Origin of the sequence: Agrobacterium sp. V1 (assembly GCF_030518355.1) — a bacterium.
Lineage (GTDB): Bacteria > Pseudomonadota > Alphaproteobacteria > Rhizobiales > Rhizobiaceae > Agrobacterium > Agrobacterium cucumeris.
This window is the reverse complement of record NZ_JAULSF010000001.1, coordinates 317,282-331,152: the sequence shown is the minus strand read 5'-3', so window position 1 is coordinate 331,152 and position 13,871 is coordinate 317,282. Positions and strand designations below refer to the sequence as shown.

At 59.9% G+C, this 13,871-nt stretch carries 16 protein-coding genes; 10 read left to right on the top strand and 6 right to left on the bottom strand.

The features are described 5' to 3' along the window. The first annotated feature begins 32 nt into the window (after nucleotides 1-32). From groL to QSV77_RS01545, 3 genes are all read left to right on the top strand, one after another. Entirely contained in the window at nucleotides 33-1,667 is a 1,635-nt protein-coding gene (groL, locus tag QSV77_RS01555) for a chaperonin GroEL (protein WP_046800686.1), read from the top strand. A gap of 868 nt (nucleotides 1,668-2,535) precedes the next feature. Further along, nucleotides 2,536-2,970, top strand: a complete 435-nt coding sequence (locus tag QSV77_RS01550; RefSeq protein ID WP_142839167.1) for a hypothetical protein — start codon at nucleotides 2,536-2,538, stop codon at nucleotides 2,968-2,970. Nucleotides 2,971-3,125: 155 nt separating this feature from the next. Continuing rightward, on the top strand, nucleotides 3,126-3,572 hold the full coding sequence (locus QSV77_RS01545) for a DoxX family protein (protein ID WP_142839166.1): 447 nt from the start codon (nucleotides 3,126-3,128) through the stop codon (nucleotides 3,570-3,572). Between the two features lie 64 nt (nucleotides 3,573-3,636). Here QSV77_RS01545 and hisG read toward each other — a convergent pair whose 3' ends face one another. The 3 genes from hisG to hisS all read right to left on the bottom strand — a co-directional run bounded on the left by hisG (nucleotide 3,637) and on the right by hisS (nucleotide 7,175). Beyond that, complete coding sequence (gene hisG, locus QSV77_RS01540) at nucleotides 3,637-4,329, bottom strand: ATP phosphoribosyltransferase (RefSeq protein WP_302732324.1); 693 nt, start codon at nucleotides 4,327-4,329, stop codon at nucleotides 3,637-3,639. After that, nucleotides 4,326-5,453, bottom strand: coding sequence for an ATP phosphoribosyltransferase regulatory subunit (locus QSV77_RS01535; protein WP_302732323.1), 1,128 nt, complete (start codon nucleotides 5,451-5,453; stop codon nucleotides 4,326-4,328). The genes hisG and QSV77_RS01535 overlap by 4 nt, the downstream gene beginning before the upstream one ends. Nucleotides 5,454-5,654: 201 nt before the next feature. Next, entirely contained in the window at nucleotides 5,655-7,175 is a 1,521-nt protein-coding gene (hisS, locus tag QSV77_RS01530) for a histidine--tRNA ligase (protein ID WP_302732322.1), read from the bottom strand. A gap of 156 nt (nucleotides 7,176-7,331) precedes the next feature. Between hisS and QSV77_RS01525 the strand changes: the two genes are divergently transcribed. The 5 genes from QSV77_RS01525 to QSV77_RS01505 are packed head-to-tail and all read left to right on the top strand — an operon-like array spanning nucleotide 7,332 to nucleotide 9,462. Then, entirely contained in the window at nucleotides 7,332-7,559 is a 228-nt protein-coding gene (locus tag QSV77_RS01525; RefSeq protein WP_063947698.1) for a DUF6290 family protein, read from the top strand. Beyond that, on the top strand, nucleotides 7,543-7,812 hold the full coding sequence (locus QSV77_RS01520; protein ID WP_149898654.1) for a type II toxin-antitoxin system RelE/ParE family toxin: 270 nt from the start codon (nucleotides 7,543-7,545) through the stop codon (nucleotides 7,810-7,812). The genes QSV77_RS01525 and QSV77_RS01520 overlap by 17 nt, the downstream gene beginning before the upstream one ends. A gap of 6 nt (nucleotides 7,813-7,818) precedes the next feature. Beyond that, on the top strand, nucleotides 7,819-8,583 hold the full coding sequence (locus QSV77_RS01515; RefSeq protein WP_302732321.1) for a hypothetical protein: 765 nt from the start codon (nucleotides 7,819-7,821) through the stop codon (nucleotides 8,581-8,583). Nucleotides 8,584-8,624: 41 nt separating this feature from the next. Continuing rightward, nucleotides 8,625-9,029, top strand: a complete 405-nt coding sequence (locus tag QSV77_RS01510) for a hypothetical protein (RefSeq protein ID WP_302732320.1) — start codon at nucleotides 8,625-8,627, stop codon at nucleotides 9,027-9,029. A 58-nt stretch (nucleotides 9,030-9,087) separates the two neighbouring features. Continuing rightward, nucleotides 9,088-9,462 carry a DUF305 domain-containing protein gene (locus QSV77_RS01505; protein ID WP_302732319.1) on the top strand — a complete coding sequence of 125 codons (375 nt, stop codon included), beginning with the start codon at nucleotides 9,088-9,090 and terminating at the stop codon, nucleotides 9,460-9,462. A 230-nt stretch (nucleotides 9,463-9,692) separates the two neighbouring features. On the opposite strand, the gene QSV77_RS01500 is transcribed toward QSV77_RS01505, so the two are convergent. Continuing rightward, complete coding sequence (locus QSV77_RS01500; RefSeq protein WP_149898651.1) at nucleotides 9,693-10,610, bottom strand: LysR substrate-binding domain-containing protein; 918 nt, start codon at nucleotides 10,608-10,610, stop codon at nucleotides 9,693-9,695. A gap of 81 nt (nucleotides 10,611-10,691) precedes the next feature. On the opposite strand from QSV77_RS01500, the gene QSV77_RS01495 reads away from it, so the two are divergent. Next, nucleotides 10,692-11,735 (top strand): YeiH family protein, encoded by a 1,044-nt coding sequence (locus QSV77_RS01495; RefSeq protein ID WP_302732318.1) that lies wholly within the window; start codon nucleotides 10,692-10,694, stop codon nucleotides 11,733-11,735. A 10-nt stretch (nucleotides 11,736-11,745) separates the two neighbouring features. Here QSV77_RS01495 and QSV77_RS01490 read toward each other — a convergent pair whose 3' ends face one another. Together QSV77_RS01490 and QSV77_RS01485 are read right to left on the bottom strand one after the other, a co-directional pair. Beyond that, a complete protein-coding gene (locus QSV77_RS01490; protein ID WP_302732317.1) occupies nucleotides 11,746-12,189 on the bottom strand; it encodes a hypothetical protein in 444 nt (147 codons plus the stop codon). Further along, a complete protein-coding gene (locus QSV77_RS01485; RefSeq protein WP_302732316.1) occupies nucleotides 12,186-12,815 on the bottom strand; it encodes a DNA-3-methyladenine glycosylase I in 630 nt (209 codons plus the stop codon). The genes QSV77_RS01490 and QSV77_RS01485 overlap by 4 nt, the downstream gene beginning before the upstream one ends. A gap of 238 nt (nucleotides 12,816-13,053) precedes the next feature. Here QSV77_RS01485 and QSV77_RS01480 point away from each other — a divergent pair, with 238 nt between their 5' ends. Continuing rightward, on the top strand, nucleotides 13,054-13,830 hold the full coding sequence (locus QSV77_RS01480) for a L,D-transpeptidase (protein WP_142839154.1): 777 nt from the start codon (nucleotides 13,054-13,056) through the stop codon (nucleotides 13,828-13,830). Nucleotides 13,831-13,871 lie beyond the last annotated feature (41 nt).

Below are 13,871 nucleotides of genomic sequence, written 5' to 3'. Positions count from 1 at the left end.
GTTCCGGCCATTCGAAACCAGGAGTTTTGAACATGGCAGCCAAAGAAGTAAAATTCGGCCGCACAGCGCGCGAAAAGATGCTCAAGGGCGTCGACGTTCTTGCTGATGCAGTGAAGGTAACCCTCGGCCCGAAGGGTCGTAACGTCGTTATCGACAAGTCCTTCGGCGCTCCGCGCATCACCAAGGACGGCGTTTCCGTCGCCAAGGAAATCGAACTGGAAGACAAGTTCGAGAACATGGGCGCACAGCTCGTTCGCGAAGTCGCTTCCAAGACCAACGACATCGCCGGTGACGGCACCACCACCGCAACCGTTCTGGCCCAGGCCATCGTTCGCGAAGGTGCAAAGGCAGTTGCTGCCGGCATGAACCCGATGGACCTGAAGCGCGGCATCGATCTCGCCGTTGCTGAAGTCGTCAAGGACCTTCAGGCCAAGGCCAAGAAGATCAACACCTCGGAAGAAGTTGCACAGGTCGGCACGATCTCTGCAAACGGCGAACGTCAGATCGGTCTCGACATTGCTGAAGCAATGCAGAAGGTTGGCAACGAAGGCGTCATCACCGTCGAAGAAGCCAAGACCGCTGAAACCGAACTCGAAGTCGTCGAAGGCATGCAGTTCGACCGCGGCTACCTGTCGCCCTACTTCGTGACCAACCCGGAAAAGATGGTTGCGGACCTCGAAGACGCCTACATCCTCCTGCACGAAAAGAAGCTCTCGAACCTTCAGGCCATGCTGCCGGTTCTCGAAGCTGTCGTTCAGACCGGCAAGCCGCTCGTCATCATCGCTGAAGACGTCGAAGGCGAAGCTCTTGCAACGCTCGTCGTCAACAAGCTGCGTGGCGGCCTCAAGATCGCTGCCGTCAAGGCTCCGGGCTTCGGCGACCGCCGCAAGGCCATGCTGGAAGACATCGCCATCCTGACCGGTGGTACCGTCATTTCCGAAGACCTCGGCATCAAGCTCGAAAACGTTACCCTCGACATGCTCGGCAAGTCGAAGAAGGTTTCGATCTCCAAGGAAAACACCACGATCGTTGACGGCGCCGGCCAGAAGTCCGACATCGAAGGTCGTGTTGCCCAGATCAAGGCCCAGATCGAAGAAACCACTTCCGACTACGACCGCGAGAAGCTGCAGGAACGTCTTGCCAAGCTCGCTGGCGGCGTTGCCGTTATCCGCGTTGGCGGTTCGACGGAAGTCGAAGTCAAGGAAAAGAAGGACCGCATCGACGACGCTCTCAACGCGACGCGCGCTGCCGTTCAGGAAGGCATCGTACCGGGCGGCGGCGTTGCCCTGCTGCGTTCTTCCACGAAGATCTCCGCCAAGGGCGAGAACGACGACCAGGAAGCCGGCATCAACATCGTGCGCAAGGCTCTGCAGGCTCTGGTTCGCCAGATCGCAGAAAACGCAGGTGACGAAGCTTCCATCGTTGTTGGCAAGATCCTTGACAAGAACGAAGACAACTACGGCTACAACGCCCAGACCGGCGAATATGGCGACCTGATCCAGCTCGGCATTGTCGACCCGGTCAAGGTTGTTCGCACGGCTCTGCAGAACGCAGCTTCGGTTGCTTCCCTGCTGATCACCACCGAAGCCATGATCGCTGAACTTCCGAAGAAGGAAGCTGCGATGCCGGCAATGCCGGGCGGCGGCATGGGCGGCATGGACTTCTAATCAGTCCTGTCACTGAAATTAAGAAAGGGCGGTCTTCGGATCGCCCTTTTTCGTTGCCGCCAATGCCTTTTAGAAAGCCCGGCGTCGCGAGCGCACCGGACGGGCGGCATGGACTTCTAATCAGTCCTGTCACTGGAATGAGGAAAGGGCGGTCTTCGGATCGCCCTTTTTCGTTGCCGCCCATGCTTTTAGAAAGCCCGGTGTCGAAAGCGCACCGGCCGGGCGGCATGGACTTCCAATCAGTCCTGTCACTGGAATGAGGAAAGGGCGGTCTTCGGATCGCCCTTTTTCGTTGCCGCCCATGCTTTTAGAAAGCCCGGTGTCGAAAGCGCACCGGCCGGGCGGCATGGACTTCCAATCAGTCCTGTCACCGGAATGAGGAAAGGGCGGCCTTCGGATCGCTCTCTTCCCTTAAAATTTCATAGGAAAGACTGTCATGCGGGATGGTATATATTCTCGCGCGGGATGTCCGGCACTGGCTAAAAATATTGTCTCTTTTTGAGACAGCGGCTAATTTAGCCGAATTATTTTCCATGGCCCATGCAATAATCGGACATCAAGAAAGGCGAATCACCATCGCCGACAGGCGGAATTTCCGCTTCATCAAGCCTATAAGTGCGACGATTAGTTGTCTTTTTTCATATATTTCGCGATTACGATGAAGGAATACATAATATTTTTGATTTTCTCACTAAGCGGTTGTTGTAGGTGGAAGAAAATAAACTATAAGTCACCCCCCATAAGGGTGCCGCGACTGGATGCAAGCATTGAAGGGGTTTCAATGCCTGGCAAAACGTCCGACTGCGGATGGCGGTGAAAATTCGACCTGGCGGCGAAGCTTGGAAACAGCGGCGCCGGCACGATGTTCATGCGGGGGCGCGATTTGTTCGAAATATCAAGACGCAACGATGCTCTGCCTATGGCCGCGGCGACCATGCCCGATCCGCGAACCCTGTCGCATTTCTTCATTTCAGAAGAATGGAACAGTGATCTTTCGAGCGGCGTCCTCCGGCTTGGTGAACACGCGTCTTTCATGCACGGCCTGCCGCCGGGCGAATGCGGTCTGCTCAGTCTGATCCGCTGTTATGATCGCGGCGACCATGCCCGTGTGCTGGAGCTTTTCGAGCAGGCTTCCACCGCAGCCTCACGTTTCTGTTTTTCGACCGGCGTCTCCATCCTGCCCACAATGCGGCAGCCGGTCATCTGCATGGGCGAATCCTCCGGTTTCGAAGAGGGTCAGCAGGGCCGGATTTCCGGGCTGTTCCTGTTTCCGCGTTTCGAAGATATTCGCTTCGCCGCCTAAACAGTAACATCACGCGACCGAGCTTCGTTCACAAAATGAAGACAATTTGTCTCCTATTGTTCATCTTTATGGGCGGATGAATTTCGGCCATTGATATTTCCAGACATTGCCTTGCAGCTCACCGGCGAAACGCCGATCATCTACCGGAGATATCCATGACCAGCAGCCAGAACGTTCTCGTTCTCATCGCCCGCATTCTGCTTTCCTTCATCTTCATCTATTCCGGCTTCGGCAAACTCACCGACGCCTCCAGCACCGCCGGCATGATTGCCGGTGCAGGCCTGCCCGCCGCCGCAATACTAGCCTATCTCGCAGGTCTCTTCGAACTCCTGGCCGGCCTTGCCATCCTCGCCGGCTTCCAGACGAAGATCGCCGCCTGGGCGCTTGCCGCCTTCTGCGTCTTCACCGGCCTGGTGTTCCACAGCGGCACCGTTGCCGTTCCCGGCTGGCCTGACCCGGCTCTCGGCTGGATCAATGCACTGAACGGCATCATGCTGATGAAGAACATCACCCTTGCCGGTGCTTACATCCTGCTCGCCGCCTTCGGCCCGGGCGCCTATTCCGTCGACGCCAAGCGCGGCGCGGCTTTGGCCCACGCCTGAGCCAATTAAAACAACCAACAAAAAAGCCGCCGGAGCGATCCGGCGGCTTTTTTTATTTTCAATCTCAAAGTGCCGCTTTTATGCGCGAGGCAATCTCGTGAACCGCCGCATCATTCTCATGCTCCGGTTTACGGGCGCGGACGAAACAGGCTTCCGAGCGAACGATGATGCCGTCCGAGAGGATTTTCAGGTGGTTGGCCTTGAGCGTCGAGCCGGTGGAGGTGATATCGACAATGATATCCGCCTGGCCTGCAGCCGGGGCGCCTTCGGTGGCGCCAAGACTTTCGACGATGCGGTAAAGCTGGATGCCATGCTGGCGCGAAAAGAACTGCTGCGTCAGCCGCCAGTATTTGGTGGCGATCGCCAGTCTCCGGCCATGCCGGGCGCGGAACTCAGACGCCACATCGCCAAGATCGGCCATGCTGTCCACATCCAGCCAGATTTCCGGCACCGCGACCACGACGTCGGCATGGCCGAAACCGAGGCGGGCACAGAATTCCACCTGCGCATCGGCGTTGGTCAGCCCCTCGCGCACAAGGTCCTCACCTGTGACACCGAAATCCACCGTGCCGGCGCCGATTTCGCGGGCGATTTCCGAGGCCGACAGGTAGGCGATCTCGATATCATCGCGTCCTTCGATGCGGCCGCGATAGGAGCGGTCATTGCCGACAGGCGCGACTTTCAGCCCGGCGCGTTCCAGAACGGCAGAGGCATTTTCTTTCATCCGGCCCTTGGAGGGTAATGCGATGGTGATCATGGCTTATCGCTCCCGCGCACCGCTTCGATGCGATCCAGCCAGAGCGAAAAGCCCACGGCCGGGATTTTTTCCTGCGCGCCCAGCAGGGTCAGCAACCGGTCGAAACGGCCACCACCGGCCAGCACGCTGTCGCCGCCCGCTTCCACCACCTCGAAGACAAGACCGGTGTAATAATCGAGTGGACGACCGAAGGCCGCGCCATAGGTGACGGTTTGGAGATCAACGCCGGCATTGGCGAGCGCCGCGACACGTTTGTCGAAAGCGGAGAGCGCGCCGTCGAGCTTCAGCTTCGCCTTTGCGGCAAAATCGCCAAGGACCTTCGAGGCCTGCGGCAAGGGTGCCTGCAGGGCCAGAAACTGTTTTAGCAGCTCGAAACTCTCATCCGGCAGGCGCGTGGCCGCGAGCGCCAGCTTCTCCCGCAGACGGCGGGCGATTTCCTGCGGCGAGCGGCTGGCATTGGTGGAATAACCCGTCTCCTGCATCACGGTATCGAGATAATCGACCAGCACGGCCTCGTCACCCGTCGCCAGCAGGCCGGCGACGCGGGCGTCAAGCCCCGTCATGGGCTTTGGATGCACGAGGCTTTCCAGCAGCGCGTCCAGCTGCGCCATGTCGCCAAAGGCCTGCACCAGCCGCTTCTGCCAGCCGAGCGGCAGACCGAGGGCAGCAACCACCGCCTCGAATACCTGCTGGTCGCCCAGCGTGACGGCGAGCGAGCGGCCCGGCAGAAGGCGCTGCAGAATGCCTGTCGCATCGATTACGGCACGGGCATCGGCGGCGGCGATATCGGTATCGCCGAGATCCTCGATACCGGCCTGATAAAATTCGTTGGCGCTCTCACGACGCTGGCGGAAGACTTCACCGAGATAGGAGTAACGCTTCGGCGTGCCGGTCGCCGTCTCGATATGGCGAAGGCAGACCGGAATGGTGAATTCGGGGCGCAGGCACAGGCTTGTCCCCGTTTCGCTCTCCGTCATGAAGATACGGCGGCGCAGATCCTCGCCGGCCATATCCAGAAACGGTTCGGCGGGCTGGATGACCGGCGTGTTCACACGGCTTGTGCGGCGCGCGGCGAATTCTTCCAGTAGCTCTCCGGAAAATTCCGGCATGTCGATCAGGGGCATGGGACATTTCCTGTCGAAACCGTGGGACACCCCCCTCTGCCCTGCCGGGCATCTCCCCCACAAGGAGGGAGATCGGCAAGGGGCGATACCACCACTTCAATTACAGACACCGAGATGGGCGAGACCCTGCCGCGCATCGATCTCCCCCCTTGTGGGGGAGATGCCCGGCAGGGCAGAGGGGGGTAAGCGGCTGGCTCCACGTTACTTGCCTTGCGCCCGCAGCACATCCTCAGCCTGCGCGGCCAGAATCTCGCGGACCTTCGCCACCAGTTCGGCCTCCGGCACGCTGACCTGCGCCACACGCGCCTCGCGCCAGCTGGCATTGTCCTCGATCTCGCCGGACAGACGCTTGCCTTCGATCAAATCCTTGATCTGCACCACGCCTTCGGCGCGCTCGTCACCGCCCTGGATGATGGCGATGGGGGAGCCGAGGCGATCGGCATATTTCAGCTGGTTGCCGAATTTCTTCCAGTTGCCCTGGTACATTTCGGCGCGGATGCCTTCAGCGCGCAACGCCTGGGTGAAGCGCTGGTAACGGCCCATGCTTTCTACATCGCCATCCATGACGGTGATGAGAACCGGAGCAAGCGGCTTGACCTGACCGAGCTTGCCAAGGTTCTTGAGCGCCGTCATCAGGCGCGAGACGCCGATGGAGAAGCCGGTCGCCGGAACCGGCTGGCCCATGAAGCGCGAAACGAGGCCATCATAACGACCGCCGCCGCCGACCGAGCCGAACATGACCTTTTCGCCCTTTTCATTGGTGACATCGAAGGTCAGTTCGGCCTCATAGACCGGGCCGGTGTAATATTCGAGACCACGCACGACGGAGGGGTCGATCTTGATGCGCGTCGCATCGTAACCGGCACTGGTGACCAGGGCGCCAATGATGTTCAGCTCATCAACGCCTTCCTCGCCTTTCGAGGTGCCCGCGACCAGTTTCGCCAGATCATCGGCGCTTGCCGTATAATCCTTGATGCCGACGAAAAACAGCACCTTTTCGATCTGCTCGTCGCCAAGACCCGCACCCTTGGTAAAATCGCCGGACTCGTCCTTGCGGCCAGGGCCGAGCAGCAGCTTCACGCCCTCAGGGCCGAACTTGTCGAGCTTGTCGATGGCGCGCAGCACGTTGAGGCGACGGCCGGCATTGTCTTCGCCGCCGAGACCGATGGCTTCCATGACGCCATCGAGCACCTTGCGGTTGTTGACGCGAATGACATAGTCACCACGCGCAATGCCCAGTGCTTCCAGCGTATCGGACATCATCATGCACATTTCGGCATCCGCCTGCACGCCGGCGGCGCCCACCGTATCGGCATCGAACTGCATGAACTGCCGGAAGCGGCCGGGGCCGGGCTTTTCATTGCGGAAGACGTAACCGGCGCGATAGGTGCGGTATGGCAGCTGGATTTCGTTGAAGTTTTCCGCGACATGACGGGCGAGCGGCGCGGTCAGATCGTAGCGCAGGCTCATCCACTGGTCGTCATCATCCTGCAGGGAAAACACGCCTTCATTCGGACGGTCGCTGTCCGGCAGGAACTTGCCGAGCGCATCGGTATATTCGAACTGCGGGGTTTCGATCGGATCGAACCCGTAAAGCTCGTATACCCTGCGGATCTTGTCGATCATTTCATTGGTGGCATGGATATCGGCAGCCGAGCGGTCCACGAAGCCACGCGGCAGGCGGGCTTTCAGTTTCTGAGGCTTTTTTGCTTTTTCGCTCATGATGCCGATCCGATATTTTCCTGAAATTATGCCGGTGTATTAGAGGATGAAGCCCGGTGCGGCAAGCCGCAAAGGCTTTGGTTTTACTGGCAGCGCAGGGTAAGCGATGCTATATGGGATGCATGTATCCCATTTTGGTCGAAAAGGACGCAAGCAATGAGCAAACAGACGGCCATTCGCCTCCCCGATGAGACCTATGAGCGGCTGAAAGCGCTTTCGGAGCGCACCGGCCGCACCTCCGCCTATTATATCCGCGAGGCGATCGAGAAGCATATCGAGGATATGGAAGATCTTTATCTCGCCGAAGAGGCGACGCGGCGCATCCAGCGCGGTGAATCAAAGGTAATAAGCGCCGAGGAATTCTGGCGTGATCTGGACAATTGAATACGATGTTCTTGTCCAAAAAGAGATGCGGAAAATCGATCCGCAGACCCGTCAGCGTATCCGCGCTTTCCTTCAAGAGAGAGTAGCGGCGCTTGACAATCCCCGGCAGACAGGTGCTGCCCTGCAAGGCTCCGAACTCGGCAATTATTGGCGTTACCGGGTAGGCGATTATCGCATCATCTGCGATATACAGGACCACAAGCTCGTCGTGCTGGTGGTCGAAATCGGTCATCGCCGTGAAATCTACCGTTAGGCATCCATGATCCTCGAAGCCCTGCAATATGCCGCCACCCGCGCGGTTACGCCGAAAGAATTCCGGCCGCATATCCGCTACTCCGTCAATCTGTGGGCACGCGCCAACCGCTGCGCGAGGGCATGGGCGGAGCATGAGGACAACAGCCGGCAATTCGTGCTGCAATCCGCCCGAAAGCTGCGGCAAAAGCGGACGGCAGTGGTGCTGGGATCCGGCCTGCTGCGCGATGTGCCCTATGGCGCGCTGGTGGCGATGTTCGATACCGTCGTTCTGATTGATCTAGTGCATCTCGCCAGCGTGCAGGCAAAACTGCGCCTCAATGCCAAAAAGAACGTCCGTATCGCCAACCGCGATCTTTCCGGTTTTGACGACGTTCTCGCTGGCCGACAGGCGGAACCTCTCGATTTCCTGCGGCGGGTGCCCTATCTCGATCTCGTCGTTTCAGCCAATCTCCTGTCGCAGATCGGCACCGGCGCGCACCACCGGCTGGAGCGGGAGAAGATCACGAATGCGCGGGATGATCTGCTGGCGAAACTCATTCAGACGCATCTCGATGCGCTGGCCGGGCTGCCCTGCAAGGCCTGCCTGGTAACGGACACATCCTTCGATGTCATCGGCAGGGATGGCAGCCTGCGGCAGCACGAGGATTTGCTGCATGGCATCGAGATTCCCTCACCCGCCGCCGCGTGGGAATGGCCGCTTGCCCCGTTCGGCGAGGAAAGCAGGGACTACCGCATCATGCATCACGTCATCGCGCGTGAACTCACCTGACCGTCATGCTTATTCCACAATTTTCGCGGTAAATTCGCACCATGCGCCTGATGATCCGCACTTTGATGTTCCTTGCCTGCCTGCTTTACGGTGCAATGCCGGCGCAGATGGCGATGAGTATGCCGGTGGGCGCGGGCATGGCCGTTTCGTCGCAACCCGCGATGAGCGATGACAATGGCCATTCAAACCATGCCGGAAATCAGGACATCAATGCCGAGACCCATGGGCAGGACATATCCAAAGCCCATAAATCCAGCATGGGCGATTGCTGCCCACATGGCGATGACGCTACGCATCCCGGATCCTGCGCTGCCTGCCTGATCGTGGTTCCGCAAACCATCTTCGCCGATGCCGGCCGGATGATCTTCGACTACCCCAAGCCGCAGCGTGGCATTCTCTTTAATGGCAAGGCTTTCGCGCCACTGCTGCCGCCTCCCCGCACCTGACACCAGATTTTTCCAGTCAATCCATCGAAAAAGCCGTCAGACACAGGAAGGATAATCCATGTCTATCAAGACCATCTCCCTCGCCGCCGGTTTCGCGGTCGTCTTCGCCATGCCCGTTTTCGCACAGGAAGCGGGCGGCCATGCCGGGCACAGCATGTCCAAGGCTGCCGCAAGCGAAACCGATTCCACCAAGGCTTTCATGGAAGCCAGCAAGAAGATGCATGGCGATATGGCCATCGATTACAGCGGCGATGCCGATGTCGATTTCGTGCGCGGCATGATCCCGCATCATCAGGGCGCGATCGATATGGCCAAGGTCCAGCTCGAATATGGCAAGGACCCGGAAATCCGCAAGCTGGCCGAAGAGGTGATCAAGGCGCAGGAAGGCGAAATCGCCATGATGAAGGCCTGGTTGAAATCCAAGGGCAAGTGATTGCTGCAATCGAACGGAGCGCCAGCTGCGGCGCTCCGCTTTTTCTTCTCCCCGGCGGGGAGAAGGTGGCCCGAAGGGTCGGATGAGGGGGCAACGTTGCCGAATAAATCTACCCTTGCCCCCTCACCCCGCTGCCTCGGACTTCTCCCCGGCGGGGAGAAGAAACAAGCGGCAGCCTTCCTATCCAACGACTACGTGTGAACGCCGCCCGGCCCGGCTGCGACACTCCATTACAACCCCGCAAGACCGGCCTTGTAGTCCTCCGATGCCGCCCGGCTGAGGCGCTCCAGCTCCATGGCCGCCCGGCTGGTGTGGCGTTCCTTGTGGCGCAAAAGGGCAAAGTTGCGGGCGGGCAGATCGATGCCCGAACGGACCAGCAAACCCTGCCGCAAAAACAGTGACGCGACCGAGGCGGAAACTGCCGTCGCGGCCCCGCCGGAGCGCGCCGCCATCACCACCGCCTCGTTGGACGGCAGTTCCAGCATGACGGAAAGCTCGCCGGGATCGACGCCCATCTGCCGCACCGCCGCCTCAAAGGCGGAGCGGGTGCCGGAGCCCTGCTCACGCAACACCCATGAGGTTCCGTAAAGCATATCGAGTGCCGTGAGATAACGGCCATCAGCAAAGGGATGGGCCGAACCGGTGACGACCAGCAGCTTGTCGGACACGACGGGCTGCACCATCAATGCCGGCTCGTCGATCCTGCCTTCGATGAAACCGACCTCTGCCAGACCATCCAGCACCGCCTGCGTGACCGTCTTGGTATTGCCGATATCGAGCCGAACGGTCACGCCGGGATAGAGCTTCTTGAATTGCATCAGGATCGGCGGCAGCCAGTAGCTTGCAATGGTCTGGCTGGCGCAGACGGTGATTTCGCCACGCGTCAGGCCGCCCATTTCGGAGAGAATCAATTCCGCATTGCGCACACGCGCCAGCGTCGCCTTTGCTTCGCCCAGAAACACCCGGCCGCTTTCGGTCAGTTCGATGTTGCGGCCAACGCGATGAAACAGCTCGACATTATAAAAGGCCTCGAGATTCTTGATGGCGGAACTGACGGCGGAAGCTGTCAGGCCGATGGCTTCGGCGGCCCTTGTCAGATGTTCGCGTTCGGCGACGGCGATAAAGATGCGGAGTTGTTCGAAGGTCATGGCTTTTCATTCGATTTTATCGAATAATATATGCCATATTATTTGATAGAATAAAACAGGCGGCTACGGCATTGTCTGGCCATGGCACAGCATCGCACCCTCACCCATCCCTTTCAGTTTTCCCTACGTTGGTTCACCCCGCTTCTGCCGGGCATCCTGCTCTGCGCCGCCGTCAGCTGCGCCGCCATTCTGGCCGAGCGTTTTCAGGTGCGGCTGGCCGGCCATGCATGGCTTGGCGATCTGGTGCTGGCCATTCTGATCGGGACGCTTCTGCGGTCGCTGGTGTCGCTGCCGGCGGTCGCTTCTGCCGGCATCAAATTCAGTGCCAAGACCCTGCTCGAAATCGCCGTGGCGCTTCTCGGTGCATCCCTCAGCCTTGCCATCCTCAAGGGTGCCGGCGGGCTACTGATCGGCGGCATCGCGCTGATCGTCGCGCTGTCGCTGATCGTCAGCTATGCCGCCGGGCGAATGCTGGGCCTGCCGCCCAAACTCGCAACGCTGATCGCCTGCGGTAATTCCATCTGCGGCAATTCCGCCATCGCTGCCGCCGCGCCTGCCATTGGTGCGAAGCCGGAAGATGTCGCCGCGTCGATTGCCTTCACTGCGGTTCTCGGCGTCGCCGCCGTGCTTTTGATGCCGTTCCTGCCGCAGCTCCTCGGCCTCGATGCCACCCAATATGGCATCTTCGCTGGTCTTACTGTTTATGCCGTGCCGCAGGTTCTGGCCGCCACCGCACCGCTTGGAGCCGTGGCCGTACAAACCGGCACCATCGTCAAGCTCATCCGCGTGCTGATGCTGGGGCCTGTCATCGCCACGCTTTCCGTCATCCATGGCCAGTCCGGCAAGGGACGCCTGCAGCTGCAGCAGATGGTTCCGTGGTTCATCATCGGCTTTGTGCTGATGATCATGGCCCGCTCATTCGGTCTCATCCCCGAAGTTCTGCTTTCCCCCGTCGCCTCGCTCTCCAACATCCTCACCATCATGTCGATGGCGGCGCTGGGTCTTTCGGTCGATATTCGCAGCCTTCGCCATGCCGGTGGCAAGGTCATTCTCGCCGCCAGCCTGTCGCTGGTGCTGCTGGGTGTTCTGAGTTTCGGCCTGATCGTGCTGACACAGGCGGCCTGAGGGTGCGCCGTTATGTCCCGGTGCTGACAGTCAACGTGTAATGCGCACCGAGGCCACGGCGCGGCGATCCCAGAATAAGGGTCGGGCGGATCAACCATTCGGTATCCGCCTTCGGCGTCAGCGTCGCGATCTTGCCGCCGGAATCGCTGAAGAAGATCGCATCCTCCTCCGGCGTCGAAAAATCGAAGACCGCCATCAGGACGAATTCACTGGAAGCGGCAAGCTCGATCTTCACCGTCTGCCCGGCCTTCACTTTCAGGCGATAGACATCGCCACGCCCACGCCGGGTCCAGCCATCCAGCGTCAGCGGTCCGGCCGGCGGCAGGGCGACTTCTTTCAGCCTTTCACCGTCATCGAGCCAGATGCCATCGACATTGCGGCTTTCCGCAAAAGACGGATGCGGCACGGCGGCCACAGTCATGGTGAAAGCCAGAAGAAGGGACGTTGCCTTCATGGACGTATGAACTCCCGCCGCAGGGCCTCGATCGGCTGGCGGCAATGGCAGCCTTCGATATGGTCGTTGACCATACCCATGGCCTGCATGAATGCATAGACGGTCGTCGGGCCGACGAAGGTCCAGCCCCGCTTCTTCAAATCCCTGGAAAGGCGGATAGAGGCGGCGCTGGTGGGGTTGGCCCTTAACGTCGCATAGTCCAGCCTTTGCGGCCTTTCTGCGGCGGCGGGTTCGAAACCCCAGAAATATCGGGCAAGCGAGCCGAATTCGTCCCGCAATTCCAGAGCGCGGCGGGCATTGTTGATAGTGGAAACGATCTTGCCGCGATGGCGGATGATGGCCTTGTCCGCAACGCAGCGCTCAATATCGGTTTCGCCGAACTCCGCCACTGTTTCGAATTCGAAATTGGCGAAGGCAAGCCGGAAAGCTTCCCGCTTGCGCAGAACCGTCAGCCAGGAAAGCCCGGACTGGAAACCTTCCAGACAGATTTTCTCGAACAGCCGGCGATCGTCAGTGACGGGATAACCCCATTCCTCATCGTGATATCGGCTGTAATCCTCCAGCCCCTGCTGCCAGAAACACCGCACCCGGCCATCCGGGCCGGTTTCAAGTCCCGCTTCGCTCATTCCGCAACAACCCTTTTCCGCTCCCGCCCGTGACCGTTGGAAGCTGCGCACTTACCACTCATTCACCACGTTTCAAAACCGGGCGCTAACCTTAAATCCAGCTTTCCCTAATCAAGGGCTTTTTAATGAACAGCCATTTACGATTCGCTGGCGTCGAGGTGCGAACGTGTCCGGCAATGCGGGACAATATTCCCCGCCATTTCCATTGTTGCGGCATACCGCAGAGAGAGTCCACCCGATGACGATGAAGTCCGTTTTTCTGGCGCTGAGCCTCGTTTCCACCCTCGCCGTGCCGGCCGCCATGGCCAATGAGCGTTACCGCGAGCGCCCGCCGATCGTCGTCAGCCCGGACCTTTCCGCACCATGGGTCACGCAGCTGGGTGGCCGCGGCAATGTGCGGCCGGTGGTTTATCCACGCGCGCCTGCCGCACGCCAGCCATTCTTCCAGCAGCGCCAGGTCGCCATGCCGCAGCGCCCCAGCTCCGGCGTCACATCGCAGCGCCCGGCGCGGGTGCAGAATGCCGCCGTGCGACCCAATGCACCGGTGCGTACGCAGATCGCGCCGCAGTTCCTGCCGCAGATCGTCGCCTACCAGACCAATGAAAAACCCGGTACCATCGTCATCGATACACCGAACCGCTTCCTCTATCTCGTGCTCGCCGACGGCAAGGCGCGGCGTTATGGCGTCGGCGTTGGCAAACCCGGCTTCGAATGGGCCGGAACCCACAAGGTGACCCGCAAGGCAGAATGGCCGAGCTGGACCCCGCCGAAGGAAATGATCACCCGCGAGGCGGCGAAGGGACATTACCTGCCAGCCTTCATGGAAGGTGGCCCGGCCAACCCGATGGGCGCACGCGCCATGTATCTCGGCTCCACGCTTTACCGCATTCACGGCACCAACCAGCCCTGGACGATCGGAAGCAACAACTCCTCCGGCTGCATCCGCATGCGCAATGAGGATGTCACCGATCTTTATGAGCGCGTAAACGTCGGAACGCGGGTCATTGTGATATGACGGCAACGGTTGTGCCATTCCGGTCGCTCCATGGCCGGCGT